This is a genomic window from Synechococcus sp. H55.11 (genome assembly GCF_047462475.1).
GTDB lineage: Bacteria > Cyanobacteriota > Cyanobacteriia > Thermostichales > Thermostichaceae > Thermostichus.
The window spans coordinates 22,906-47,055 of the sequence record NZ_JANSJI010000187.1 but is presented as its reverse complement, the minus strand read 5'-3'; the positions used below and the strand labels follow the sequence as shown (position 1 = coordinate 47,055).

Here is a 24,150-nt window from a genome sequence, read left to right as displayed (position 1 = left end):
CTGAGGAAAAGGCACATGGCTGAGCAGAGAGAACGTCGCAGAAGCAAAAAAAGCCGCGAAGAGCAACCCACCGAGTGGCAAGAACGGGTTATCCAGATTCGGCGCGTCACCAAGGTGGTCAAGGGCGGCAAAAAACTGAGCTTTCGCGCGGTGGTGGTGGTCGGCAACGAGCGCGGCCAAGTTGGAGTCGGCGTGGGCAAAGCCAACGACGTGATCGGGGCCGTGCGCAAGGGAGTGGTGGACGGCAAAAAGCACCTCATTGAAGTTCCCCTCACCAAAGGATTGTCCGTCCCCCATCCCATGCGGGGGGCAGGTGGCGGTGCCGCCGTCTTGGTGATGCCAGCAGCTCCCGGCACAGGCGTCATCGCCGGGGGAGCGGTGCGCACCGTTCTGGAGTTGGCAGGTGTACGCAACAGCTTGGCCAAGCAACTGGGATCCAGCAACCCCCTCAACAATGCCCGTGCCACCATTGATGCGCTGCGGCGGATGCGAACCTTTGAACAGGTGGCTCAAGATCGAGATATCGATGTGCGCCGCCTATTCAGCAAGTGATGAACCCATGATATAGAGCAAGGGAGCTGGAAGCCATGCGACTGGAAGACATTCGACCTCAAGCAGGTTCGAGGCGGCGGCGGCGGCGCCTGGGCCGTGGCGTTGCTGCCGGGCAGGGAGCCTCCTGTGGCAAGGGGATGCGAGGGCAGAAGGCCCGCAAGGGAGGCAGCACGCGACCCGGCTTTGAAGGCGGCCAGACCCCTCTTTATCGGCGTTTGCCCAAGCTTAAACATTTCCCCCGCTACACCCGGCGTCTGGAGTACACGCTGATCAACCTGCGCGCCTTGACAGAGCTGCCTGCCGGCAGCGAGGTTAGCCTGGAAAGTCTGATGGAACGGGGGATCGTGACCACCAACGATGGCCCGCTGAAGATCTTGGGAGATGGGGAAATCGGCGTGCCCCTGACGATCAGGGCGGCTGCCATCACCCCCTCAGCCCAAGCCAAGATCGAGGCAGCCGGCGGCCGGGTCGAGCTTGTGGGATCCCAAGCCGCCGGCTCCTAGATGGGCCGAGGTTGGCAGCATTTCATTTTGCCGACTTCCCCAGCGGAAGCGTAGAGTGGTAAGTAGCTCACCTGGCCCTTTGCTCCTGCGAGGTTTTCTTTACCTATGGCTGACACACGAGGCTCTGCTCCCTCCGCCCAAGAGACCTTCATGCAGATGGCGATGGCCTCTGGCCTGCGCAGCCGTCTGTTGCTGACCCTAGGACTGTTGTTGTTGGTGCGGCTGGGCATCTACATTCCGATCCCCAGCATTGACCGGGCCCGCTTTGCCGCCGAGGCCGCCAACAGCCCAGTGTTCGGCTTTCTGGATATCTTCTCCGGAGGCGGTATCTCTGCCCTCGGGATCTTCGCCCTTGGGATCCTGCCCTTCATCAACGCTTCCATCATCATGCAACTGCTGGTCTCGGCCATTCCGGCCCTGGAGAACCTGCAGAAAAACGAGGGAGAACAGGGGCGGCGACAGATTTCTCAGTACACCCGCTACGTTACTTTGATTTGGGCCATCATCCAGGGCATCGGCATCTCCTTCTGGGTGCGGGAGTTTGCCAACACCACCAATGAGCTGGCCTTTATGGCCTCCACCACCTTGGCTCTGGCGGCGGGATCCATGTTCGTCATGTGGTTGGGGGAAATGATCACGGAAAAGGGGGTGGGCAGTGGCCCGTCGCTGCTGATCTTTGTCAACATCGTGGCCACGCTGCCCCGCGCCCTGGGCCAGACCATCAGCTTGGCCCGCGCCGATAGCAGCACCATCGGCGGCATCTTGCTGTTGACGGCTATCTTTTTGGCCACCATTGTCGGTATTGTCTTTGTCCAAGAGGGCAGCCGCAAGATCCCGATCGTCTACGCCAAGCGCCAGGTGGGCAACAAACTATTCCGCGAGCAGAAGAGCTACCTGCCCCTGCGGCTAAACCAAGGGGGGGTGATGCCGATCATCTTCGCCTACTCGGTGATGTCTCTGCCCTTGGCTTTGGCTCAGTACACCCAGAACCTAACGTTGGTGCAGGTGGCCAACTTTTTATCTCCCACCTCCTGGTTTTACATTCCCTTCTATTTCGTGCTGATCCTCTTCTTCAGCTACTTCTATGCTTCCTTGATCATCAACCCGGTGGATCTGGCGCAAAACTTGAAGAAGATGGGGGCCAGTATTCCAGGGGTGCGACCGGGCAAGGCTACGGCTGAATACATCGAAGGGATCCTCAACCGGCTGACGCTGCTGGGAGCCCTATTCTTGTGTGCGGTGGCCATCATCCCGACGACGGTGGAGCGGGCGACCGGCATCACCACTTTCCAAGGTTTGGGGGCGACTTCGCTGCTGATTTTGGTGGGGGTGGCGATCGAGACCTCCAAACAAATCCAGACCTATGTCATCTCACAACGCTACGAAGGGATGGTCAAGCAGTAGTGCCGAGGTTGATCTTTTTGGGGCCGCCGGGGGCGGGCAAGGGTACACAGGCGGAGCGGCTGGCGGCCATCTACCACACGCCCAAAATTTCCACAGGCGATCTGCTGCGGGCAGAGGTGAAGGCCCAGACCCCGCTGGGATGCCAGGCCAAAGTATACATGGACGCGGGAGAGCTGGTGCCCGATGAGGTGTTGATCGGGATGGTCAGAGGCCAGTTGCAGCAGTCTCCAGAGCAGGGTTGGATCCTGGACGGATTTCCTCGCACCCTAGCCCAGGCGGAAGCCCTGGAAGAGCTGCTGCGCGAGCTGGGGCAAGATTACGACTGCGTCCTCAACTTGGATGTGCCGGACGAAGTGGTGGTGGCCCGTCTGTTGGCCCGGGGCAAGGAACAGGGGCGCAGCGATGATGCGGATCCCTCGGTGATTCTCAAGCGTTTGGAGGTCTATCGGCAGCAGACGGCTCCCCTGATCGATTTTTATGCGGCCAAGGGGCGCTTGCAGCGAGTCAACGGCAACCAGCCGATGGAATCCGTACAAGAACATCTGCAGGCTCTTTTGGACGGCTTCAGGAGGACAGCGTGATCAGACCAGGAGCTGAGAAGCAGCGGCGGGGCATGCAGCTCATCGAGATCAAATCTCGCCGCGAAGTGGAAAAAATGCGGCGGGCCGGGCGGGTGGTGGCCCAAGTGTTGCAGGAGATCGCCGAGCGCTTAGAGCCGGGCTGGACGACGGCAGATATCGATGCCTACGCCGAGCGACGGGTGGCCGAACTGAACGCTCTGCCCAGCTTCAAAGGCTACTACGGCTTCCCGGCCTGCGTCTGTGTCAGCATTAACCACGAGGTGGTGCACGGGATCCCCAGTCCCCGCAAAGTGGTGCAGCCGGGAGATGTGGTCAAGGTGGATTTCGGCGCCGTTGTGGAGGGCTGGCATGCGGATTCTTGCCTCAGCATCGGCCTAGAACCCCTGAGCGATGCAGCCCGGGATCTGATCGATACTGCGGCCAAAGCCTTGCAGACGGGCATCGACCATGTGTGCCACGGCGTCTGGCTGCAGGATGTTTCGGGTGCCATTGAAGATTACATCGAGGGGCGGGGCTATTCTGTGGTAAAGCAGTATGTCGGTCACGGGGTGGGGCGCAACCTGCACGAAGAGCCGCAATTCCCCAACTATCGCACCCGCGATCTGCCCAATCCCAAGCTGCGCTCCGGCATGACCGTGGCCATTGAGCCCATGGTGAATGCAGGAGGAGAGGCCACCCGTGTGTTGTCGGATGGGTGGACGGTGGTGACGGTGGATGGCGCTTGGTCGGCTCAGTTCGAGCACACGGTCTTGGTCACCGAATCGGGAGCAGAGATTTTGACCGATCGCACGCCTTTTCAGTCCTAAACTAACCAACCCCGATACGGAGCGGGCTTTGGGTAGCCCTGCAGTTGGCAAGCCAACAGCCCGGGCCCCCTCTCTCCCCGTATAGGGGGGGAGGGGTCGAGACGGTATAGGGACGGGCTCCTGCGGTTTCTAGCTGAAGGATCCCCTAGTGAAGGACTGCAACAGCTAGGATAGAAGAGGTGGAGTATTTTTTCACTTCTTAACAGCGCGTGTCGTCGCGGCTGTGAGGAGTGGGTTGCTCACTGTGTCGTTTTTTGGGAGGTCTCCTTGTCTAAGGAAGATGCCATTGAAATGGAAGGGGTCGTCACAGAGTCCCTGCCCAACGCCATGTTCCGGGTGGATCTGGATAACGGCTTCAACGTGCTCGCTCATATCTCCGGCAAGATTCGCCGTAACTACATCAAGATCCTGCCCGGAGATCGGGTCAAGGTGGAGCTCAGCCCTTATGACCTCAACAAAGGGCGCATCACCTACCGCCTCAAGAAAAAGTAGGATCCCCGGCGGGGGTTGCTGCTCATGAAGGAGCTGAGCCAAGTTTTCAAGACCGGTCTTTGGGTTGCAGCCGGCGGGGTGGGCGCCCTGGCCGTTCTCAACGCCTGGATTGCTTCTCGCACCCAGCCTTTGCCCAGCCTGTTGCCGGGAGAGGAGAGGCACCACTTTTGGCGGGGCCATCGCCTGTTTTACAAAGTGGCGGGATCCGGCCAGCCCTTGTTGCTGCTGCACGGCATCGGGGCCGGCTCTTCCAGCTACGAGTTCCGCGCCATCATGGCGGAGCTGAGCCAGCACTATCAGGTTTATGCTTTGGATTGGTTGGGTTGGGGCAACTCGGAGCGCCCCGATCTGGAGTACACCGGTTATCTCTACGCCGAGCTGATCGGGGATTTTGTTCGGCAGGTGATCGGGCGGCCCTGCCACGCCATCGCCAATTCCCTCTCGGCAGGATTTGTGCTGCGCTCGGCCCGGCTGCAACCTCAGCAGTGGCAGAAGCTGCTGCTCATCGCCCCCCTGGGAGACAACAGCCTTATCCCCCCGGCGCTGGGGATCCCTTTGGCCGAGGCCCTCTACGGCTTCCTCAGCCTGCCTGTGTTGGGGTTAGCCTTTTACAACGGCATCACCGCCCCCTGGAATATACGTCTGTTTACGGAGCAGAGCCTGTTCTCGCCGGGGTATGCTCTGGAGGAGGCGGTGGTGGATTACTACTATCAGGCGGCTCACCAGGCGGGGGCCCAATTTGCTCCCCGTTCTTTTTTGACCGGCAAACTCAATTTGCCCATTCAAGACGACTTTCGCGTTGTGGCCAAACCCATGGCTTTGGTTTGGGGGGAACAGAACCGCCTTACCGGCCTTGAGCAGGTGGAGCGGTATCGCGCTCTGCGGCCAGAGGTGCCGGTTTACCGATTGCCGGGAGCTGCTTTCCCCCACATCGAAGCGCCGCAAGCTTTTTTATCGGTGGCTTTGCGCTTTTTAGCCGAGGCCGATCCTGCCCTGCCGGGATAGACCTCAACGCCCCAGGCGTCGCATCCGTTGGGGATGGGATACGCTCCGCCATCAAGTGGGCTCGCCGGACTTGTCTTCCCAGGGGTCGATATCCGTGGGCGTAGAGGGGGGAGGAGTGGGCTCGGGAGGAGAAGGAGGAGCTTCCTCTTTGGCGTACTCTTGCTCCCATTCCGGTTGTTCAGAGACAGGAGGCGGCTCGGGCCGACGGGGAGGCGTCGCCTCGCTCTGAGGTTCCGGCTCTGCTTCGGCGTAGGGGTCTTCTTCTGCGCCCTCCTCGTACTCCTCCTCGTATTCTTCTTCGTAGTCTTCCTCAACAGCGTAACCCTCGACCGCACTGGGCAGGGCAGGGGCAGGACTGACTCCGGATTCCCAAGGAGGCTTGCCGAGTCCCAGGGTTTCCAAGATTCCCTTGGCCAGTTGGGTCAGGCGGGTTTCGGCGCCATCGGCAACAATGAGGCGCTCGCCGCCAACCGAGACGATCTCATCAGCCGGAAGCAAATAGGTGCTGAGGATAAAGCCGGGCAAAAAGGTGAGGCCAAGGTTGGAGAGGATTAAACCCGTGATCAGGCCGGAGACGGAGTTAAATTGAAAATCTTTGACCTTGCCGAGGCGGATCCCTTCTTCCGTAACCACCTCGCTGCCAACCACCCGGCTCAGGCCTTCCAAATCCAAGTCGTCGAAAACCTCATCGTTGGGGACGAGGATGGCATCCTGGCCCAAGGCCGTTACCTGCCGTAGGTTCAGCAACCGTGGGGATCCGGCAAAGGCTTTCTCCAGCACCCCCAGCACCAGCACTTGCTTGGCTTCCAGATCTGCCCAAACTTCGCTAACTACTCCGAGCCGGGCCGCATTGACCTGGCTAATCACCTGCGTTCCCAGAACCTGTGACCGCCGACGAACCTCTGATCGCACCAGCGCAACAGATCCTTTCCCAGTCGTCATGGTGGTTTCCCTGTCGTAAGTCAAAATGTTCGCGTCGTTGGGCTGCGCGTCTGGCGCAGATTGCCAGAATCAAGTTAATAGTACCATTGCCTGTCTCCTCCCTCGCGGGCTGCCCAGATGGGATCCCGGCCAATTGCCTCGCTCCAGGCCAAAAACCGCTCCGCCATGGCCTGCAGGGAATAGCGCTGTTCTGCATGGTGTCGGCAGCGGCTGCGGTCGATGCGATCCAAGTTTTCTACAGCCCTGGCCAAGGCCGCCACGTCGTCTGGATCCACCACCCAGCCGGTCTCGCCATCGCTAACAATTTCCGCTGGCCCCCCACGGCGGTAGGTGATCACCGGCACGCCACAAGCCAAAGCCTCCACTGCCACCAGGCCAAAGGCTTCCACCCACTTGGGGGTCATGACCAAGGCGGAGCATTGCCCTAAAATTCGCTGCATTTGCGATGTGGGCAGAAACCCTCGGTAGTCCAGTTGGGCCTGTGGGTACTGTTCCTGGATCTGCTGCCAGTAGCTTGGCTCTTGCAGGTGGCCCAGGAGCACCACCGATCTTCCCGTCTTCTCGGCCAGGGCAGCACAGTCTTCCAGGCCCTTTTCCGGAGCAATGCGGCCAATCCAACACAGGGATCCGTTCCCTTCGGGCACAAAGTCGTAGCGGCTGAGATCAACGCCGCAGGGCAGATAGACAAAGGGATCCCGACCTGCCGCCATCTGGGCGCGGGCAAAGGCAAAGGTCTGGGCTTGGGCTCGCGAGTGCACCGCCAGCCGGCCAGGGTAGGTCTGCGCAATGTGCTCCAAGGCCTGATCGACGGCGTCGCTGAGGGATCCCATGCTGACGATGTGGGCCACCGGGGTGCGGAAAAAATCCGTCAAATAAAACGACAGCCAATCGTAGCTCCAGTTCACAATCAGATCGAACTGGTCTTGCAGTTGGGCAGCCCGCTGCCACAGATTGGCCAGCAGAGAGGGGGTGTGGATCTGAACCGGCTGGTCGCGGCGCTGGCTTTGCGCATAGGTCGGGGGAAGGCCGGTTACCGCCTCGATCACCTCCACCGGCAATGCGTCGATTTGGGATCCCTCGGGGGCCAACACCCGCACCTGGGATCCCATCTGCAGCAAGACACGGGTCAGGTTGGCAAGATTGAGCTCCACGCCGCCGCCAGCCCCCGATCCGAGCGGGCCAACGGGGGTGGAGACAAACAAATAGCGCAAGTAGCAACGCTCCCTGGGTGGCCTCATTGGCTCAGCCCATTACCTGCTTTTGCAGAAAGCTGGCTACCCGCCTAGGATTGGCTTTTGGCTACGAAAATCTCCTCCTTCTCCACCTTAACTTTGTAAGCGGTCAGGTCGGCCTTGGCCGGGCCCCGGGTACGGCTGCCATCGACAGCAAAGGCCGAGCCATGACAAGGGCAGACAAAGTTCTCCCCCCGCCAGTCCACGTCACACCCGGCATGGGGACAAGCGGCATCCAGAGCCAGGAAAGAGTCTTCTTTTTGGGGATCCTTGACCAACCAGAGGGTGGCGGTGTTCTTTCCAAAGGCGTTTTCCACTTTGAAGGGGCCATCTTTGAAATCGGCGAGGTTGGCCACTTTCACAAACTCTGGTTCAGGAGCCTTGGTTTCCCGGGCAAGGGCAAAACGGCGCCGGGCCAAGGCCGGTAACAAACCCGCCAGCGAGCCGAAACCGAGAGCCAACCAGCGAAGAAAACCGCGACGATTGTTGTACATGGCTATGTGTCCCTAAATATCTGCCAAATGTCGGTCGTGGGCCAGCAACAGCCTGCCCCGCAAGGGATCCCAATGCAAGTGCTGCCCTTAATATTTTGTTACGCCAAGACAGTTTCGGCCAGAGCTGAGCCCCATTTTTTCTGGCCAAAGTCCGCAGCAGGCATCTGGGTTGCTTCAATCTGTTGGCGCCGATTGCGGTAGCGAGGCGGAGTCCGGCAGATGGGTGGAGCTCTGGTCTGCCCTGCTCTCTAATCTGAGCAAGGGGAGCGTCCGGGATCCCTGCCAAGGATCCAACACATCCCGAATCAGCACCTCTTGGATCCACACCTGCAGGATGGCTGCCAAGGGCACAGCCAAAAACAGGCCCAGCACCCCGAAGAAAAAGGCCGAGGTAATTTGGGCCACCAAAGTCAGAGCCGGCAAAAGCGACACCTGCCGCGACATGACGATGGGGGTGAAGACGCTGCTTTCCAACTGTTGGATGAAGATGTAGAGCCCCAGCACCGCCAGCGATTTCCAGGGGGCATCGGTGAGGGCCACCAGCATGGGGGCGACCACACTCAAGGTGGGGCCGATGTTGGGGATGAAATTAAACAGTCCCGCCAGCACGGCATTGGCCAAGGTTAAAGGCACGCCCAAAATCCACAGCCCAATGCCGCTCAGCAGCATTACCAGGCTGCTGGTGAAGAGGATCCCCACCAGCCACCCTCGCAGGGCCAGCTCGCAGCGCTTGAGGATGTAGCGGACGCGGGGGCGGTAAAAGGCGGGGAAAACCGAGACAAAGGCGCGGCTGTAGGCCTGGGGATCCACCAACAGCAGGATGGTGAGGATGATGACAAACAACAGATTGAGCAGGGTGGCAAAGAAGGCGGTGAAGGACTGGGAGAAAAAGTCCCGCACCTGGCGCACCAACTCAGTGGCCTGGGGCACGAGGCTATTGGCCAACTCCCGCAGCGTCGGCAGCTCAATATCCGTCGGCAACGAGAGGATGAGGCTCTCAAATAGCCGCTGCGCCTGCACGATCCCGGCGGGCACCCCATCGGTAAACAGCCGCCGCAACTGATCCGCCAGGGGAGGCACTACGATCAGCCCCACCAGAATCGCCCCCACCAGAACCGTCAAGCCGGTGATGAGGAGCGAGGGGCCGCGGCGAAAGCCGTAGCGCTGCGGGATCTGAGCCAGGGTGTCCAAAGCTACTGCCAAGACGATGGCCGCAAACACCAACAGCAGGATCTGCCGGATCTGCCAGAGCAGAACCAACAGGCCCAGCAGCGCTGCCAGCCCCAGCCAATGGGCGAAGGTCACCGCAGCTCACCTCCTCTCTCGTCCTGTCGTCGCCTATTCTAGATGGGATCCCGAGCATTCCCATGGGGAAGCGCCGTATGCGCGATCTGGATCCGCAAGCAATGGCTCTGGCCTTTGATGGCCTCGACTTCGGGACAGAATCCTTTCCTGCCGAGGAAGTCCCCCTCCTCTCGGTGGGGGGAGTGTCCGGCTACTTGAAGTCGCTGCTGGCCGGGGATCCCTACTTGGCCAGGCTGTGGGTGGTTGGAGAAGTCTCCAGTTGCCAGCGCAACCGCAACGGCCACCTGTTTCTGACCCTGGTGGATCCGGAAAGCGGCGACATCCTCAAGGGGGTGATCTGGCGGAGCCAAACTTCCCGGCTCAGCTTCTGGCCAGAAGTGGGGCAACAGGTGCTTGCGCTGGGGCAAATCGGCATCTACAGCGGCGGCAGCTACTATCGCCTTGTTATCTGGCAACTGCTGCCGGCGGGCGAGGGGCTGTTGGCGTGGCGCTTGCAGCAGCTCAAGGCCCGCCTGGCTGCCGAGGGCCTGTTCGACAACCAGCGGCCTCTACCTACCCACCCTCAGTGCATTGCCGTCGTCAGCTCTCCCGACGCCGCCGGCTGGGGCGATATCCGCCGCACCCTCAACCAGCGCTACCCCGGGCTGCGGGTGCTGTTTTCGCCGGCCCAGGTGCAAGGGGAAGCGGCCCCGGAGTCGATCGTGCGGGCCATTCGCCGGGTGGAACAGGATGGGCGGGCGGAAGTGCTGCTGATTGCCCGGGGGGGTGGATCCGGCGAGGATTTGGCTTGCTTTAACGATGAGCGGGTGGTGCGGGCCATTGCCGAGTGCCCTATTCCGGTGGTGACGGGGATCGGCCACCAGCGGGACGAGACCTTGGCGGACTACGCGGCCGACTACGCGGCCCACACCCCCACAGCGGCGGCCGAGCGGATCGTGCCCGATCTGCGGGAATTGCAGCGCCAGGGATCCCAGTTGCGTCAGAAGTTGATCGAACGCACGCTGCAGGCTTTGGAGAGGGCACGGCGGCGCTTCCAGCACACCCAGCGCCATCTCGCCCAAATCCATCCGGAGCGGCTGCTGCAACAGGCGCAGGAAAGCTTGACCCAACGGCAGCAGCGCCTAGTGCAGGCGGTGCGCCATCGCCTTCAGCAGCAGCAACAGCGCCAACAGGCCCTCCAGGAGCACCTGCAAGCCCTCGACCCTGCCGCCGTCCTCAGGCGGGGCTATGCCCTGGTGCGGGACGAACGGGGATCCCTGGTCCGCACCCACCACCTACCGCCGCAGACCCGGCTGAGGATACAACTGGCCTCGGGAAGCCTCTGGGCCCGAGTGGAGGAGAGCCATGAGCCGCCGCAAACGTGAGGATCCCTGGCGCTACGAAGCAGCCATCGCCGAAGTGGAAAGTCTGATCGCCCAGATCGAATCGGGAGAGCTGGATCTGGCAGAGGTGGTGGAGCGCTTCCAGCAGGCCGCCCAGACCCTAAAGCGCTGCGCCCAGTTTTTGGAGGAAAAGCGGCAGCAGGTGGAGATCCTCATTGAGGAGTTAGGGCCCGGCGAAGAAGAGTCGCGCGAGTTCTAGAGCCGGGGGGAATGGGGCAGCCCAAAAAACTGGGCAAAGGCCCCAGGTGCCCCTGCTGCTGTTGCTCAACGGCGGCAAGACTTGACGAAGGGGGCGGCGCCCCTGAAGATGGTCAAGTTGTCAAGATCTCTTGGGGCGCCCTCTATGTCCGCCAAGATCTTGGATGGCAAAGCCTTGGCCGCCCGCCTGCAAGCGGAGATGGCCGCCCAAGTGCAGGCTTGGCTGCCGCGGGTGGGGCGTCCGCCGGGATTGGCGGTGCTGCGGGTTGGGGAGGATCCCGCCAGTGCAGCTTACGTGCGCGGCAAAGAGCGGGCCTGTGAGCGGGTGGGCATCGCCTCCTTTGGCCGCCATTTTTCCGCCCAAGACTCCCCCGCCCACCTGCTCGACGCCATCGCCCAACTCAACCAGGACGAGCGCGTCGATGGCATCCTCGTGCAACTGCCCTTACCCCCCGGCTGGGATCCCATCCCGCCCCTTCTGGCCATCGACCCCGACAAAGACGTGGACGGGCTTCACCCCCTCAACCTGGGCCGGCTGCTGCGCGGCGAGCCCGGCCTGCGCAGTTGTACCCCCCTGGGCGTGATGCGCCTGTTGCAAGCGGAAGGGATCCCGATTGCCGGACGAAAGGCGGTGGTGGTCGGTCGCAGCATCCTGGTGGGCAAGCCCCTGAGCCTGATGTTGTTGGCTGCCGATGCCACCGTTACCCTGGCCCATTCCCGCACCCCCGACTTAGCCGAAGTAACCCGCGCCGCCGACATTGTGGTGATGGCCGTCGGTCGCCCCCACTTGCTCAAGGCAGAGATGGTAAAACCGGGAGCCGTGGTCGTCGATGTAGGCATCAACCGTATCCAGGGCCCCGACGGATCTGAGCAATTGGTGGGAGATGTGGATTACGCGGCAGTCAAGGAGTGGGCCGCCGCCATCACGCCCGTGCCGGGTGGTGTGGGACCCATGACGGTAGCGATGCTGCTGGCCAACACCCTAGAGAGCTACAAACTGCGCAGCCACCTGTAGCTTGGAGACTGCCCTAAGGCTGCAGGATCATCGACCAGGAGCCGCTCTCCTCATTCCAAAACGGGGCCAGAGACTCTCCCACCACGTTCGGCCCCCAGTAGCGGCGGGTTCCATCGAGGACAAAAGCCACCACAATGTCTCCGGGGCCGATCTGCAGCGGCTCTTCCCCCAAGCTCAGCACCAATCCTTCGCTACCGCCTTCTCCGGGCGCAAAATCCCAGTGGGCCGTTTCTGGGTTGAGCAGCCGCCCGCCGCTGCGCATCAAGATCACCACCCGCACCGGATGGGGGGTGCGGTTGCCAACACGAAAGGAGCCTGTGCGGGCAGAGGTGGGGCCGGTCTGCGAGGGTGAGGCCGCTTCTGCAAGCAGAACAGGAGCAACATTCCCCTCAACCGAGTCTTCTAGAGCTTCCGGCGTCGGTCTCCCCAGAGTTTGTGCTCTCAACCCCTGCACGGCAACGCTCACCCCAAACAAGGCGGCAGCTAAAAACAGGGATCCCTTGCCTTTCGCAGTCATGTTCACCGACGGCCCGCCGGCAAGAAGAGCGGCAACAGCTTGGGCAATGCGGTCAGGAAATGAGGGGATCAAGGCGAACATCAGATTACCGCAACCAGGAATGCTACATACCAGATGGAGAAAAACCCGAGCGGCCACCCTCACAGCGTCGGTGGGGTGGGCACGGAACAGGACGATTGTTCAGCTACGTTAACACCTTTATTCTCTTAATTCTCTTCAAGATTTCAACATTCTCTCGAAAGGCGCTGCCCCACGCCAGCTTGAAACCGGCTGGGATCCCTTCTAGGGGTTGACCGCTCGGCATTGCCAGCCTTGCAGCTTGCGCTCGTACACCGTTCGCCGTTGGGGATAGATCGAATCCCCCTTGAGCTGCAGGTGATCGACTTCAGTCGGCTGCAACAGGAGCACCACAAAAGTCGGAGGCGGCCATGAAGCTTTCTCTGGCGGCAGCTTTTGAACAAAAGCCTCGGGCGAGGCAAGAGGCCCCTTGGGTTCCGGCCAAAACCAGAGGAGCCGTCCTTTTTCCGAGATCTGTTGCCACAACTGCTGCCGCTGCTGCTGCGCTTCAGGATCCGGATGATCGGCGGTGATGGCCTCCAGAGTGCCGGCAATGCGAAATTGCTCGCGCGTCTTGCTGAAATACCAGCAGATCTGAGCCAGCGGGCAGTGGGCGATCTGGCAAAGCTTCTCGCTGCGGCCGTCCACCGCCAACTGGATGCGGTCGGTGTCCCCCAAAAACCCCCGAAAAACCACCGTGCGGTTACGCGGATGCCCCTGGGGATCCACTGTAGCCAGTTGCAAATAGCGTACACCGGGATCGCTGCGGTTGCGGTGCAGGGCCGCCTGGAGCAACATCCGCCAAGAGGGATCCCTGGCTAACGGGTTCATGGGGGTGCCAGCCAAGACTTCAACTAGGGAGGGGGAGGAGCCTCTGATTGCGAGTCTCTGGCGCACCCCGGTGAGGACTCCGGCTGAGTAGCGCGAACGGCATTGGGATCCGGCACAGTTGGGTGAAGAGAATGAAAGGGATGTTCCAGCCAGCCCTCCGCCAGCCCCTCAAAGCGTTCTGGCACCGGCTGCTTCACCGGCAATTTTTGGAGCACCAGAGCGAGATACTCGCTATACCAAGGGGAGCGGACTTCCCGCACCTTATGCCACACCGAGCGCGACATCAGCAGCGTCCGCTCCACATCCTGGGCGCCCAGCTTGAGCAAAAACTCCTCCCGCTCCGGTTGGTAATCGGTGGAAGCCAAGGCCAAAGCCTGCGGGGGATAAGCTTGGGTGAGCTGGGCCATCTTGGCCATGAGCTCAGGATAGAGCCAGGTATAGGCAGGGTGAACTGTGAGTTTGGCCACGTGCGGCTGCTGCCCCGTCCGATCCAACTTGAGGTTGAAATAGCCAATGGCGGTTTTCCGCTCGGGCTCATAGACACACATCTCCACCCGTTCCGTTTGGCTGATGGCACACTTGGCCCGTTCCAAAAGCCACTCCAGTGGGCTGGTGCGGAAGTCGCTCACGTCGCGGTCGTACACCTGGCGCACAGTGGCCGGCATGGATCCCGTATCCAGTTGATAGATGGCGTAGGCATCGCGGTTGGTCACCGGCACCAGGTTGGGCAACTTGGCCTCGTGCCGGCTGAGAGCAGCCAGAATCTCCGCCGGGATCGACCAATAGGTGATCTGAGCCAAGGGCTGGAAGCCGTTGTGTCGGTAGAGGGCCATTGCCCCCTTATTGTGGATGTTCACCTCCAAAATCCAGGTGTGGGCCTCGCGAAAGTGCTCCGTGCAGTGCCTGAGCAACTTAGACCCGATTCCCTGCCGCTGGGCCGAAGGCGCCACCGCAATGTGATCCACCCGCCAGGTGCTGCGGGAATGGTTAAAGGGAGAAACTTGAATGACCCCCTGGATTTTGCCTTCCAGCTCCGCCACATGGACGGTAAACATGTGCTGAAAGCGGTTGGGAAACAGGCTCAGGGTTCTCAGGGGGCCATACCACTGACGTAGCCGCCGCACCTGGCGACGAATATCCACCGAGCGGCTGCTGTAGTCCTCCTCAAAGGCTTGCGCCAGGATCTCCTCCACCGCCTCCAGATCCCCCAGTTGAGCGGGGCGGAGAATCAGTTCGGGAACCTCGGTAGGGGCTTTGGAATCTGGGTCGGGCTTTGCCGCAGGGTTGTTCATGCCAAAGTGTAGGCGGGAGAATATTCAAAGCATAGCTCAGGCTTCCTTTCTAATTCTAACTGAGGAGGTCGTTGCTGCCATAAAGTTCATGATTATCGGGTTTTGCGTTGGCGTTTGGCCAATTAAGCCCCGGCATCCAGCAACGCCAAGTTGCGGAAGGTAAAGCGCTTTTCCACAGGGCCGGTTTCCGTCTCTGTTTGAATGCGTCGCTCCGAGAGGATGTAGTACTTGCCGACTTTGGTGTAGAGATCCTCAAATTGGCTGCGCCCGCCCTTTTGCTCACCCGTTTGGGGATCGTGATAGACGGAATCGTAGCGGTGAGAGAGGTAGCCTTCGCCCGTGTCGTGGCTGCTGAAGGTGTGGATGGTCACCACCACCCCATGAATATGCCGATGCACCAGGGTTACTTGGTTGTCGCGCACGTGGTAGCGATCCCCTTCGGCTTTGCCCCCCACCAGGATCTCCACGGTGCCATCGGGTAGGGTCTGCCCATAGCGGAAAGTGTTGTTCCCGTGGGTCTCGGCAAAGCTGCGGCGCACCCGGTGAATGGCAATTTCCCAAAGTTGATTGTGAATGGCTTTCCGGGCTTCCTCATCCTCCACGCCCGTAACGGTGGCCTTTAGGTCTGCCCCCACTCGCACCTGCCCCACAAAAGTGCGCTCCCCATCCCAGTAAGTGACCTCGGCGCTATAGCCCGGGAAAGCGGGATCCCAGGTGTAGCGATTTTCATAGGCGGCCCGAAACAACTCTTGGGCAGAGACTTGAGTGGCGATCATCGACTGTCTCCTATGGCTATTGCAAGCATTTCTCACGAGTATCATACTGCTTCTGGCTGCTGGGCCCAACCCAGTAGGAGTCTATATCTAACATGGGGCATCTTTTTTGGGGATGTGCGGAGACCGGTCTGCTTCTTTCGGCGTAACGTAGGGCACTTCCAGATGGGGCTTGGATTCTGTTGGCGCCGGCGGAATAGGATTCTTTGGCCGAGTTGCCCCAACTGCTGCCGCAAACTGAGGAACTTGGGTAAGATAGGGGCAGAACTTCTCTTCCTTCCTCTACCAAGTTTCTGGTTGACCTTTTGGCTGCTTCTCTCTCCAGAGTATTTCCTGGAAGAGGCTTGCTTGTGTGCTCTATATTTTCTGTGGGTGAGGAGGAAGATTGGGAGAATTCACGGCAGAGTTCCAGCACGTCAGCAGGGTGGAATCCTTAGTTACACCCTCACCCGAAATGATGGGGCCAGTGCTGCAGATAACTGGCAAGCAGCCCTTGAGCGGCCACATTCCCATTGGCGGGGCGAAAAACTCTGCCTTGGCGATTATGGCCGGATCCCTTTTGGCTCCTGAGTCTTGCCGAATTCACAACGTGCCGCGTCTGCTGGACATTGAACGCATGGGGCAGATCCTGACCACCCTAGGGGTTAAAGTGTCCCATGTGGGCAATACCCTCGACCTGGATGCCAGCTCCCTCAAAACTTCCCAAGCTCCCTATGAATTGGTCAGCCAGTTGCGGGCCAGCTTTTTCATCATCGGGCCCCTGTTGGCGCGGTTGGGGGTAGCCAGAGTTCCCCTGCCGGGCGGCTGTGCCATTGGCTCCCGTCCGGTGGATCTGCACGTGCGGGGCCTGCAGGCGCTGGGGGCGACCGTGCAAATCGAACATGGGGTTGTTCATGCCTATGCCCGCAAGCTGGTGGGAACCCGCATCTACCTGGACTATCCCAGCGTCGGCGCTACTGAAACCCTGATGATGGCCGCTACGCTGGCGGATGGGGAAACGGTGATTGAAAATGCCGCCCAAGAGCCAGAAGTGGCGGATTTGGCCCGTTTTTGTCAGGCGATGGGGGCGCGCATTCGCGGTGTTGGCACTAACACGGTTGTGGTGGTGGGGGTGCCCCGCTTGCATGGAACCGAGTACACGGTTATTCCCGACCGCATCGAGGCCAGCACTTATCTTATTGCCGGGGCCATTACCCGCTCTCACCTCACGGTTGGCCCTGTTATTCCCGATCACTTGCGGGCGGTGATCGCCAAGCTGCGTGACATGGGGCTGCGGGTCGAAGAAGAAGGCCCCAACCGGCTGCGCATTGCCCCGGCTCAGCTCAGTTCGGGCTGGCTCTGCCAGGCGACCGATATTCAAACGCTGCCCTATCCGGGTTTTCCCACCGATGTGCAGGCGCCGATCATGGCCTTGGCCGCCCTGAGCGAGGGCAGTTGCACCATCGAGGAGACGGTGTTTGAAAACCGCATGCACCACATTCCCGAGCTCAATCGCATGGGGGCGGACATTCGTTTGAAGAACCGGGTGGCCCTGATCCGGGGGGTGCCGTCGCTGTCGGGGGCGCCGGTGGTGGCTACGGACTTGCGGGCGGGGGCAGCCTTGGTGTTGGCCGGCCTGGCGGCTGAAGGCTGCTCTACGATCCACGGGCTCCACTACATCGATCGCGGCTACGAGGCCATCGACAAAAAGCTGCGCGATGTCGGGGCCAAGGTGTACCGCAGTGAAAGTCCGCCGCGGATCCTGCAATCTGGCAAGTAACTCATAAACGACTGCCGGGCCCAATGCCTGCGGTACAGGTATCCCAGGTGACCCAACGCAGTCGGGTTGAGTATCGTAGTCAGAGGTTGCAGAGAGACAAAGCATGGGTATCCTGACAGGCAGCAAACGGTGCTGGGCAAGATGGGTTGCCGGTGTGCTGGCGGCAGGAGCGGCTCTGGGCGGGGCCATCTGGGGCTTTTACACCTCATCCTGGGCAGAAACCGTGGAGGTGGCTGCGGCGCCAGAGGGCAGGGATCCGGTACAACTGCCCCACACTTCCACAACGGCCTTTCTGCGGGCTTACGCAGCGCTGCAGGCCGGCCAAGCGCAATTGGCCCTGCAGGGTTTGCAGGGGTTGGAAGAGAGCCTGCCGGTTCTGCGGGAGGAAATTTGGAAGCTCAGGGCCCAAGCCTACGAGCAGTTGCAGGATAAGGCAACAGCCCAAGGGATCTGGTGGCCCAAGATTTTGCAGGAGTACCCCCACAGCCCGGTGGCCGCCTATGCCCTCTGGGGGATGGGCCAGGTGGATCAGTTGCGGCAGCAATTTCCCACTCACCCGCTGACTGGCCGCGCCCTCCAGCATTTGCTGGAGCGGGATCCCGACCGCTACGACCTGCTGCGGGATTTGGCTCTGCATCACCCGCAAACCCCTGGGTTAACGCCGCTGCTGGATCGCTGGCGGCAGGCTCAGGAGGGATCCCTCACGGCTTCCGATTGGCAGATCCTGGCCGATGCCTATTGGGAACAACGGGAGTACGGCAAAGCTGCCCGCGCCTATGGGCGTGCCCCCGCCACCTCTCAGAATCTCTACCGCTGGGGCCGCAGCCACCAGATCTCGCGGGAGTTTCCCCAGGCGAGAGCGGCTTACCAAGCGCTGCTGGCTCAATTTCCCAATGGGCCAGAGGCTTCCCTCACCCGTCGCCGTTTGGCAGAATTGAGCGACCTGTCGACGGCAATCGAGCTGCTGCGCCAGGCGGGATCCGGCTCGGATAGAGAGGCTCCAGAAGCGTTGCTCAGCCTCAGCCAGCTTTACGATCGCCATGCCAGCCCGCAATCGGCCCAAGCGGCTCGGCAAGCTCTTTGGGAGCGCTTTCCGGCCAGCGAAGCCGCGGCCAACGCCGCCTGGACACTTGCCTGGAGTCAAGCGCAAGCGGGCAATCTCGGCCAAGCCATCGCCCTGGCCCAACAGATCGGATCCGCCCAGCGGGATACGGAAATGGGGGCGCAACTGCTCTACTGGGCGGGCAAATGGCGGGAACGGCTGGGGGATGTGGCTGCGGCGCGGCAAACCTATCAACAGGTGCTGCAACAGTTTCCCCACACCTACTACGCCTGGCGGTCGGCAGTGCAACTGGGCTGGCCGGTGGGGGATTTCTACAGCGGGCGCCAAAGGGTGGAGGTGGATTTTCAGCCGGTGCGGCTACCGTTGCCGGGGGTCTCTGAGGCCACGCAAACTTTGCACTTGATGGGAGCCAGCCAACTGGCCTGGGAACGCTGGCAGGGGGAAATGGCCGTGCTGCAACGGGATCCCCGCCAGATGAGTGTGGCTGAGCGCTTTGTCACGGGTATTCTGCGCAACAGTGCCGGAGAGCACCTGCGGGGTATCAACCAGGTGGCCGCTTTGCGCTTCAGCGAAGAGCCGGATCCCCTGCTGGAGACGTTGAGGCAGCGCCAAGATTTCTGGCAGGCCGTCTATCCGCTGCACTACTACGCCGGCCCAGACAATTCCTGGGGCGGGGATCCCTATGCCCGGCCCGGCCTGGCCCGCTGGTCACGGCAATTTAACCTCAATCCCCTGATGGTGGCGGCCTTGATCCGGCAGGAATCCCGCTTTGAGCCGGAGATCGTCTCGGCCTCAGGGGCGCTGGGCTTGATGCAGGTGATGCCTGCCACCGGGCGCTGGATTGCCCAACAAATTGGCCTAGCCCAATACAGCCTCACCAACCCCGCCGACAATCTTTACCTGGGATCCTGGTACTTCGACTACACCCACCGCACCTATCAAGACAACACCCTGCTGGCCCTGGCCAGCTACAACGGCGGCCCCGGCAACGTGGCCAGATGGCTGAGCCGCTTTGGCTTTGAAGATCCGGATGTGTTTGTGGAGCAGATCCCCTTCGCCGAAACGCGGGGCTATGTGAAGTCTGTCTTTGGCAACTACTGGAACTACTGGCAGCTCTACACCCAGGAAGGGCGCACTTTGGTCGGCCAGCGCCTGCACAACCCCTCCTCGTAGAGAGAGCGTCCCCCAGGGTATTCTGGGAGAGTGTCTGGGCAAAGTTTGACGGTGCCGTTTGCATTGACGGGACGGGGTTCGATGATCTCTGGGCTTGAACAACAGGAGGGCGTTCGCGGTGGGGAGCACTCTCAGGGAGCAACTGAGAAGCAGATTGCCCGGCAGGAATTGGCTGTGGACTTCATCCGCCATGGCATAGCCGAAGAACCCCGGCCAGAAGTTGAGGATGCCTTGCGAGCCCTTACAGACGAAGGTCGCAAGCGCTGCCGCAAGGTGGCCCGCCAGCTCAAGAGCATGGGCTGGAAGTGGGATCTCCTGCTCACCAGTCCCCTGGTGAGGGCGCGGCAGACCGCCGAGATCTTGTTGGACGAGAACCTGGCCGCAGCGGTGGAGGTGTTTGAGCCGCTGGCTCCGGGCGGCAGTTTTGCCGACCTGGTGCGCTGGCAGGCAGAGCGGGGATCCCTCACGTCTTTGGCCCTGGTCGGTCACCAGCCGGATCTGAGCCTGTGGGTGCAAGCGGCTGTTGGGCTAAACCCGGCCAATGCCCACGCGATCACCCTTAAAAAGGCGGGCCTGGCCCAGGTGCGCTTTGCCGAAGGCCGAATTGACCACTGCCAGGGATCCCTGACTTTGTTGCTCTCGCCCAAGGTGGTGTTGCGCTAGGCAGCCGTCCCAACGCAAACTAAGTCGGCCAGAGGTCGTGCCCGGATCCCCAGGCTCAGCGCTGAGAAGATGTTAGCCGCTCTCCCAGCAATTGCACAGAATAGGCCGCCAGCCCCAACCCCACCATGGCAAACATGAAGGCGATCAGGGAAACGGAACCGACCAGGAGATAACGCACCAGGATGCTGATCCCGCGCGCCAGCGATCCAGTCTCGACATCGATTGGCGGCAATTTGGTCACCATCGAGAGCAGCAGTTGCAAGAACCCGTAGCCCAGACTGACGGCAATGGTGGCCCCCAAGAGGGCACTGAAAGGATGGGGGGATCCCTGTGAGGAGGAAGACATGGGGCAGCACTGGAAAACTCACCTTTATTCTAGGCTGCAGGTACAATGTGGGAGTTTCTTGCCGGCAAGCCTAGCGATGATGGAGAGCGGAGCTGGAGTCGGATCCCACTACGAGGTCTTGGGCGTTTCCGTCCTGGCGACGGCGGAAGAGATCAAGTCTGCCTACCGTCGTTTGGTCAAGTACCACCATCCCGACAGCCTGCTGGCCAAAAAAGATCGGGCCACCTCCGAGCGCATCCGCCAGATCAACGCTGCCTACGCGGTGCTCAAGGATCCGCAATCTCGCCGCGACTACGATCGGCAACTGCACTCCAGCCACACCTCACCCCGCCCTCAGCCGACGGGATCCCCTGGCGAAACCGTCAGCCAGGAAGCCATCGCCCGCGCCGCCTGGATCCGACAGGTCTACACCCCCCTGAACCGAGTTTTGGGGCCCTTGTTGTCTTCTCTGAAGCCTCAGTTAAATGCTTTGGCGGCAGATCCGTTCGACCCTGACCTGTTGGAGTCCTTTGAGGCTTATCTGGAAGAGTGCGGCCAGAAGCTGGCCCAAGCTCAGCAGATCTTTCGCCGCCTTCCCAATCCCAGCAGCTTTGGGGGTGTGGCTTCCCGCCTCTACTATGCCCTCAACCACTTGGAAGACGCTCTGGAGGAGCTGAAGTATTTCCCGCTGAACTTCGATGAACGCCACTTGCACACCGGACAAGAGCTATTTCGGCGGGCAAAAGGGCTGCGCCTGGAAGCCATGGATGTCTACGCCAAGAGTTCACCCTAGGCCAGAGCGGGATCCCCCTTTGGGCAAAGCGGGACGAGGATCGTAGGGGGTGGGAATGTACTGCACGGAAGGACGGCCCATGCTGGCCTGGGGGTACAAGTCCATCAGGGCGTAGATCTGGGGCGGCAACTCGGTGGAGATGGGCAGGCCCAGCTCCCGCGCTTCTTCAGCAGTGATCGGGTAGTCGTGGGTCACCCGACCGCTGGTCAGGTACTGGATCAGAGGCTCAATGCGTTCGGGGGCAATTTTGCGCTTGGGCACATCGTCCTTCAGGAGATCCCGCACGAAGTTCTGCACCTGTTGCATCGCCTTGCGGGCCAGATCCGCCAGAATTAAGGTCTGGTCGTCGATTTCGGCAATGGGTTTTTCCGCCACCACCTGCAGAATGCTGGCGGCAGCATACCCCCCCAACTGCGGATCCACCGGCCCCAGCACGGCGTTAGCATCCATGACAATTTCATCGGCAGCCAGGGCCAACATCGTCCCGCCCGACATAGCGTAGTGGGGCACAAATACCGTCACCTTGGCCGGGTGCCGGATCAGGGCGCGGGCAATTTGTTCAGTAGCCAGCACCAGGCCGCCAGGGGTGTGCAGAATCAAATCAATGGGAGTATTGGGCGGGGTGAGGCGGATCGCCCGCAACACCTGCTCCGAGTCCTCGATGCTGATGTAGCGGGAAACCGGGATCCCCAAAAAACTGATCGACTCCTGGCGGTGGATGAGCAAAATCACGCGGCTGCCCCGCTTTTGCTCCAACTCCCGAATGGCCAGCAAGCGCCGGAACTCTTGCGCTCGCCGGTTCAACAGGGGTTGCAGCGAGCTGAAGATCAAAAAAATCCAAAATAAGCTGCCCCAGTCCACTTTCGCGCCTCAAGCGGGATCCCTTTGCTTCCAGCATAGAGGATACGGAACCTCTGGCAATCCGGGGGCCTCACGCGTTGGGTTCAGACGCCGCAAAAAAGCGATCCAAAGCCCGCAGCAAATCCGGTACAGAAGTTTGGTCAATCCAGGAGCGAATGTAAGCCTGCTGCTCCGCCAAGTTCTCAACACGGCCCAGCTTTTGCATGGCCAAAAGGCGGCTTTCTGCCTCGGCGCGGTTGGTTTGTAAGTCCAGCCGTTGATCGGGGGTGAGCGGATGCTCTGTCTGGGCCAACAGGTGGTCGGCCACCATCATCAACAGCAACGGCCCCGCCAATTCCACCTGAGACTCGGCTTCCGGCTCAGAATCGGGCCCGGCAAGATCCTGGAGATCTTGAAAGAGATCCTGCCCCAGTTGCAGCAGCTCTTCTGCTGAGGCAGCCCGCAGCTCCCTCTCGGCAGCCGCCCGCAGCGGCTCTGGGGAAACCTGGTGGTGAGCGGCCAATTCTGCCAGGGCCTGTTCCCATTGATCCCGTTGGGCTTGCAACACAGCTCTCTCTTGCGGAGAAAAATCCAGCCGCTCCAGCAACACCTGCAAAGCCACAGCCCCCACCAACAGCGGCGGAAAGCGCAACAGGGTAGAGTCGGATCCCGCCTGCTCCAAAAAGGCTTCCAAATCCGGGCCGGCTCCCCTGTCGAGCAAATCCTGCAGGTAAGCCAGCACCTGCGGCGGCGAGGTCAACCTCAGGATCCCTCGGGCCTGCGCCCGCAACTCTGCCGGGATCCCAAGGGTTTGCAATTGGGCTTCCGCCTGCGCTTGCGCTTCAGCGATCAACTCTGGCAGATCTGCCGTCGCCTGACCAGCCTGTAACAGGGCCTGGCTGGAGTCCCGCAGCAAGCCGGCTGCCTCCACAAACAGCAGCAACTGAGGGATCCGTAGCGTGGGCAAAACCATGTTAAGTAAGCCTCAGATCCGTAGATTCTGGATCGGCTGGCGCAGCAGGACGAGTTGAGTTGGGCTTGTGCCAGTGCAGGCCAATCAGCGCATCGTACAAAAAGCTCCAAAACTCTCCCTTCTCCCAGATCCCCAGCGTTTGCTGGCAGTTGCGGGCGTCCAGCTCAGGTTTGGCCGCCCAGTAGGCTGCCTGATATTTGTACCAGGGAACCGAGGGCCAGAGATGGTGGATCAGGTGATAGTTTTGCCCCAGCAGCAGAATGTTGGTCAGCCAACCGGGATAGACGCGGGCGTTGTGCCACCGCTCTTGAGATTGAAAGGGACGATGGGGCAGGTAGTCGAAAAACAGGCCCAATAGAAAGCCCATGATAAAAGCAGGGGGCAGCCAGTAGTTCATGATGTAGTCGGTGTAGCCAAAGTGAATGGCCAACGCAAACGTCAGAACCACCACCAGTCGGCTCAGCCCCCATTCCAGCAGATCCCAGCGGCCTTTGCGCCAGAGCTGCCGCTTGAAAAAAAACACCTCGTGATAGAAAAAGCGCGGTGCGATCAGCCACAGCGGCCCGCCCGTGGACACATAGTGATCGGGATCGTCTTCGGGGTGGTTGACATGGGCGTGGTGCTGCATGTGCACCCGCTTAAAGACCGGATAGACAAAGCCCTGCAACAAGGCAGAGCCGTGACCCAGCGCCTCGTTCAAAAAGCGGTTGCGGTGGGCCGAGCCGTGAGAGGCATCGTGGATCACCGTGCCCAACACATAGAGGGCGACAAAGTTAAGCCAAAACACCAGCCAGCGGGGCCAATGCCAAAAGGCGTACCCGCCAAAGCAAGAGGCCGAAAGCACCACCGCCGCCAAAAACATCAACAGGGTGGGGTTCCAAAATTCCGGCGGCGGCCCCAACAGCTCACGGGGTAACGCAAAAGGCTTGGGATCCGGTTGCGGAGTCGCAGCAGCAGTCATCGGCAGCCATCCTTGGGTGTGCACAGCGCAGACGGTGAGGATGGATCAAGGCAAAAGAGCCAGTTCATCACCTGCAAAGCGGGGGAAGAGAAGGATTTGTTAACTTTCGTTAGTATACGGCAGAGATCTGCGCCCAGACCGGATTTTTCTTGCCAACTCCAGCCCGTCCAGGCTGTTCCCGGCGAGGGGTAGATCGGCCATGGAGCCAGAAGAAGCCAC

26 protein-coding genes are annotated in these 24,150 nt (G+C 60.9%); 14 read left to right on the top strand and 12 right to left on the bottom strand.

Features of this window, described 5'->3' with window-relative positions; all coding sequences use genetic code 11:
• Positions 1–15 precede the first annotated feature (15 nt).
• The 7 genes from rpsE to NW853_RS07940 all read left to right on the top strand — a co-directional run bounded on the left by rpsE (position 16) and on the right by NW853_RS07940 (position 5,343).
• Positions 16–552, top strand: a complete 537-nt coding sequence (rpsE, locus tag NW853_RS07970; RefSeq protein WP_414333268.1) for a 30S ribosomal protein S5 — start codon at positions 16–18, stop codon at positions 550–552.
• A 35-nt stretch (positions 553–587) separates the two neighbouring features.
• Positions 588–1,055: a 50S ribosomal protein L15 gene (gene rplO / locus NW853_RS07965; protein WP_414333266.1), complete on the top strand. Its 468-nt coding sequence runs from the start codon at positions 588–590 to the stop codon at positions 1,053–1,055.
• Between the two features lie 105 nt (positions 1,056–1,160).
• Positions 1,161–2,459 (top strand): preprotein translocase subunit SecY, encoded by a 1,299-nt coding sequence (gene secY, locus NW853_RS07960; RefSeq protein WP_414333264.1) that lies wholly within the window; start codon positions 1,161–1,163, stop codon positions 2,457–2,459.
• The gene (locus NW853_RS07955) at positions 2,459–3,040 is read left to right on the top strand and encodes an adenylate kinase (RefSeq protein WP_414333263.1); all 582 of its coding nucleotides are present in this window, start codon (positions 2,459–2,461) and stop codon (positions 3,038–3,040) included. The genes secY and NW853_RS07955 overlap by 1 nt, the downstream gene beginning before the upstream one ends.
• A 32-nt stretch (positions 3,041–3,072) precedes the next feature.
• Positions 3,073–3,846, top strand: a complete 774-nt coding sequence (gene map / locus NW853_RS07950) for a type I methionyl aminopeptidase (RefSeq protein WP_414333305.1) — start codon at positions 3,073–3,075, stop codon at positions 3,844–3,846.
• 267 nt (positions 3,847–4,113) lie between these two features.
• On the top strand, positions 4,114–4,338 hold the full coding sequence (gene infA / locus NW853_RS07945) for a translation initiation factor IF-1 (protein WP_011434173.1): 225 nt from the start codon (positions 4,114–4,116) through the stop codon (positions 4,336–4,338).
• Positions 4,339–4,362: 24 nt separating this feature from the next.
• Complete coding sequence (locus NW853_RS07940; RefSeq protein WP_414333261.1) at positions 4,363–5,343, top strand: alpha/beta fold hydrolase; 981 nt, start codon at positions 4,363–4,365, stop codon at positions 5,341–5,343.
• A 51-nt stretch (positions 5,344–5,394) separates the two neighbouring features.
• On the opposite strand, the gene NW853_RS07935 is transcribed toward NW853_RS07940, so the two are convergent.
• The 4 genes from NW853_RS07935 to NW853_RS07920 form a co-directional block, all read right to left on the bottom strand.
• Positions 5,395–6,285, bottom strand: coding sequence for a PRC-barrel domain-containing protein (locus NW853_RS07935; RefSeq protein WP_414348752.1), 891 nt, complete (start codon positions 6,283–6,285; stop codon positions 5,395–5,397).
• A gap of 74 nt (positions 6,286–6,359) precedes the next feature.
• Positions 6,360–7,496: a glycosyltransferase family 4 protein gene (locus NW853_RS07930; RefSeq protein WP_414333257.1), complete on the bottom strand. Its 1,137-nt coding sequence runs from the start codon at positions 7,494–7,496 to the stop codon at positions 6,360–6,362.
• 71 nt (positions 7,497–7,567) lie between these two features.
• Positions 7,568–8,011 (bottom strand): ubiquinol-cytochrome c reductase iron-sulfur subunit, encoded by a 444-nt coding sequence (locus NW853_RS07925; RefSeq protein WP_414333255.1) that lies wholly within the window; start codon positions 8,009–8,011, stop codon positions 7,568–7,570.
• A 174-nt stretch (positions 8,012–8,185) separates the two neighbouring features.
• On the bottom strand, positions 8,186–9,316 hold the full coding sequence (locus tag NW853_RS07920) for an AI-2E family transporter (RefSeq protein WP_414333253.1): 1,131 nt from the start codon (positions 9,314–9,316) through the stop codon (positions 8,186–8,188).
• Between the two features lie 77 nt (positions 9,317–9,393).
• Between NW853_RS07920 and xseA the strand changes: the two genes are divergently transcribed.
• The 3 genes from xseA to folD all read left to right on the top strand — a co-directional run bounded on the left by xseA (position 9,394) and on the right by folD (position 11,911).
• Positions 9,394–10,680 (top strand): exodeoxyribonuclease VII large subunit, encoded by a 1,287-nt coding sequence (xseA, locus tag NW853_RS07915; RefSeq protein ID WP_414348751.1) that lies wholly within the window; start codon positions 9,394–9,396, stop codon positions 10,678–10,680.
• The gene (gene xseB / locus NW853_RS07910; RefSeq protein WP_414333250.1) at positions 10,661–10,897 is read left to right on the top strand and encodes an exodeoxyribonuclease VII small subunit; all 237 of its coding nucleotides are present in this window, start codon (positions 10,661–10,663) and stop codon (positions 10,895–10,897) included. The genes xseA and xseB overlap by 20 nt, the downstream gene beginning before the upstream one ends.
• A 144-nt stretch (positions 10,898–11,041) precedes the next feature.
• A complete protein-coding gene (gene folD, locus NW853_RS07905) occupies positions 11,042–11,911 on the top strand; it encodes a bifunctional methylenetetrahydrofolate dehydrogenase/methenyltetrahydrofolate cyclohydrolase FolD (protein ID WP_414333248.1) in 870 nt (289 codons plus the stop codon).
• Between the two features lie 13 nt (positions 11,912–11,924).
• Here the strand turns inward: folD and NW853_RS07900 are convergent, their stop codons facing one another.
• The 4 genes from NW853_RS07900 to NW853_RS07885 form a co-directional block, all read right to left on the bottom strand.
• Complete coding sequence (locus NW853_RS07900) at positions 11,925–12,509, bottom strand: hypothetical protein (RefSeq protein ID WP_414333247.1); 585 nt, start codon at positions 12,507–12,509, stop codon at positions 11,925–11,927.
• Between the two features lie 201 nt (positions 12,510–12,710).
• Positions 12,711–13,316 (bottom strand): Npun_F5749 family FMN-dependent PPOX-type flavoprotein, encoded by a 606-nt coding sequence (locus NW853_RS07895; RefSeq protein ID WP_414333245.1) that lies wholly within the window; start codon positions 13,314–13,316, stop codon positions 12,711–12,713.
• 23 nt (positions 13,317–13,339) lie between these two features.
• Positions 13,340–14,608 carry a GNAT family N-acetyltransferase gene (locus NW853_RS07890; RefSeq protein WP_414333243.1) on the bottom strand — a complete coding sequence of 423 codons (1,269 nt, stop codon included), beginning with the start codon at positions 14,606–14,608 and terminating at the stop codon, positions 13,340–13,342.
• Positions 14,609–14,730: 122 nt separating this feature from the next.
• Positions 14,731–15,384 (bottom strand): DUF3386 domain-containing protein, encoded by a 654-nt coding sequence (locus NW853_RS07885; protein WP_414348750.1) that lies wholly within the window; start codon positions 15,382–15,384, stop codon positions 14,731–14,733.
• 421 nt (positions 15,385–15,805) lie between these two features.
• Between NW853_RS07885 and murA the strand changes: the two genes are divergently transcribed.
• The 3 genes from murA to sixA all read left to right on the top strand — a co-directional run bounded on the left by murA (position 15,806) and on the right by sixA (position 20,039).
• On the top strand, positions 15,806–17,140 hold the full coding sequence (gene murA, locus NW853_RS07880) for a UDP-N-acetylglucosamine 1-carboxyvinyltransferase (RefSeq protein WP_414348757.1): 1,335 nt from the start codon (positions 15,806–15,808) through the stop codon (positions 17,138–17,140).
• Positions 17,141–17,243: 103 nt separating this feature from the next.
• A complete protein-coding gene (locus NW853_RS07875; protein WP_414348749.1) occupies positions 17,244–19,376 on the top strand; it encodes a transglycosylase SLT domain-containing protein in 2,133 nt (710 codons plus the stop codon).
• An 81-nt stretch (positions 19,377–19,457) separates the two neighbouring features.
• On the top strand, positions 19,458–20,039 hold the full coding sequence (sixA, locus tag NW853_RS07870; RefSeq protein ID WP_414333238.1) for a phosphohistidine phosphatase SixA: 582 nt from the start codon (positions 19,458–19,460) through the stop codon (positions 20,037–20,039).
• Between the two features lie 55 nt (positions 20,040–20,094).
• Here sixA and NW853_RS07865 read toward each other — a convergent pair whose 3' ends face one another.
• Complete coding sequence (locus NW853_RS07865; RefSeq protein WP_414333236.1) at positions 20,095–20,385, bottom strand: DUF3082 domain-containing protein; 291 nt, start codon at positions 20,383–20,385, stop codon at positions 20,095–20,097.
• Between the two features lie 76 nt (positions 20,386–20,461).
• On the opposite strand from NW853_RS07865, the gene NW853_RS07860 reads away from it, so the two are divergent.
• A complete protein-coding gene (locus tag NW853_RS07860) occupies positions 20,462–21,157 on the top strand; it encodes a J domain-containing protein (RefSeq protein ID WP_414333234.1) in 696 nt (231 codons plus the stop codon).
• Here NW853_RS07860 and NW853_RS07855 read toward each other — a convergent pair.
• From NW853_RS07855 to NW853_RS07845, 3 genes are all read right to left on the bottom strand, one after another.
• Positions 21,149–22,018 (bottom strand): SDH family Clp fold serine proteinase, encoded by an 870-nt coding sequence (locus NW853_RS07855; protein ID WP_414333232.1) that lies wholly within the window; start codon positions 22,016–22,018, stop codon positions 21,149–21,151. The two genes, NW853_RS07860 and NW853_RS07855, sit on opposite strands and share 9 nt — an antisense overlap.
• A gap of 70 nt (positions 22,019–22,088) precedes the next feature.
• On the bottom strand, positions 22,089–22,970 hold the full coding sequence (locus NW853_RS07850) for a hypothetical protein (protein WP_414348748.1): 882 nt from the start codon (positions 22,968–22,970) through the stop codon (positions 22,089–22,091).
• Between the two features lies 1 nt (position 22,971).
• Entirely contained in the window at positions 22,972–23,931 is a 960-nt protein-coding gene (locus NW853_RS07845; RefSeq protein ID WP_414333229.1) for a fatty acid desaturase, read from the bottom strand.
• Positions 23,932–24,150: the final 219 nt, after the last annotated feature.

Excerpts from the sequence above, each read along its gene's own strand:
- rpsE (WP_414333268.1), top strand. The coding sequence starts at position 16 with ATGGCTGAGCAGAGAGAACGTCGCAGAAGCAAAAAAAGCCGCGAAGAG.
- rplO (WP_414333266.1), top strand. The coding sequence starts at position 588 with ATGCGACTGGAAGACATTCGACCTCAAGCAGGTTCGAGGCGGCGGCGG.
- secY (WP_414333264.1), top strand. The coding sequence starts at position 1,161 with ATGGCTGACACACGAGGCTCTGCTCCCTCCGCCCAAGAGACCTTCATG.
- map (WP_414333305.1), top strand. The coding sequence starts at position 3,073 with ATGCAGCTCATCGAGATCAAATCTCGCCGCGAAGTGGAAAAAATGCGG.
- NW853_RS07940 (WP_414333261.1), top strand. The coding sequence starts at position 4,363 with ATGAAGGAGCTGAGCCAAGTTTTCAAGACCGGTCTTTGGGTTGCAGCC.
- NW853_RS07935 (WP_414348752.1), bottom strand. The coding sequence starts at position 6,285 with ATGACGACTGGGAAAGGATCTGTTGCGCTGGTGCGATCAGAGGTTCGT.
- NW853_RS07925 (WP_414333255.1), bottom strand. The coding sequence starts at position 8,011 with ATGTACAACAATCGTCGCGGTTTTCTTCGCTGGTTGGCTCTCGGTTTC.
- xseA (WP_414348751.1), top strand. The coding sequence starts at position 9,394 with ATGCGCGATCTGGATCCGCAAGCAATGGCTCTGGCCTTTGATGGCCTC.
- xseB (WP_414333250.1), top strand. The coding sequence starts at position 10,661 with ATGAGCCGCCGCAAACGTGAGGATCCCTGGCGCTACGAAGCAGCCATC.
- folD (WP_414333248.1), top strand. The coding sequence starts at position 11,042 with ATGTCCGCCAAGATCTTGGATGGCAAAGCCTTGGCCGCCCGCCTGCAA.
- NW853_RS07900 (WP_414333247.1), bottom strand. The coding sequence starts at position 12,509 with ATGTTCGCCTTGATCCCCTCATTTCCTGACCGCATTGCCCAAGCTGTT.
- NW853_RS07895 (WP_414333245.1), bottom strand. The coding sequence starts at position 13,316 with ATGAACCCGTTAGCCAGGGATCCCTCTTGGCGGATGTTGCTCCAGGCG.
- NW853_RS07890 (WP_414333243.1), bottom strand. The coding sequence starts at position 14,608 with ATGAACAACCCTGCGGCAAAGCCCGACCCAGATTCCAAAGCCCCTACC.
- NW853_RS07885 (WP_414348750.1), bottom strand. The coding sequence starts at position 15,384 with ATGATCGCCACTCAAGTCTCTGCCCAAGAGTTGTTTCGGGCCGCCTAT.
- NW853_RS07875 (WP_414348749.1), top strand. The coding sequence starts at position 17,244 with ATGGGTATCCTGACAGGCAGCAAACGGTGCTGGGCAAGATGGGTTGCC.
- sixA (WP_414333238.1), top strand. The coding sequence starts at position 19,458 with ATGATCTCTGGGCTTGAACAACAGGAGGGCGTTCGCGGTGGGGAGCAC.
- NW853_RS07865 (WP_414333236.1), bottom strand. The coding sequence starts at position 20,385 with ATGTCTTCCTCCTCACAGGGATCCCCCCATCCTTTCAGTGCCCTCTTG.
- NW853_RS07860 (WP_414333234.1), top strand. The coding sequence starts at position 20,462 with ATGATGGAGAGCGGAGCTGGAGTCGGATCCCACTACGAGGTCTTGGGC.
- NW853_RS07850 (WP_414348748.1), bottom strand. The coding sequence starts at position 22,970 with ATGGTTTTGCCCACGCTACGGATCCCTCAGTTGCTGCTGTTTGTGGAG.
- NW853_RS07845 (WP_414333229.1), bottom strand. The coding sequence starts at position 23,931 with ATGACTGCTGCTGCGACTCCGCAACCGGATCCCAAGCCTTTTGCGTTA.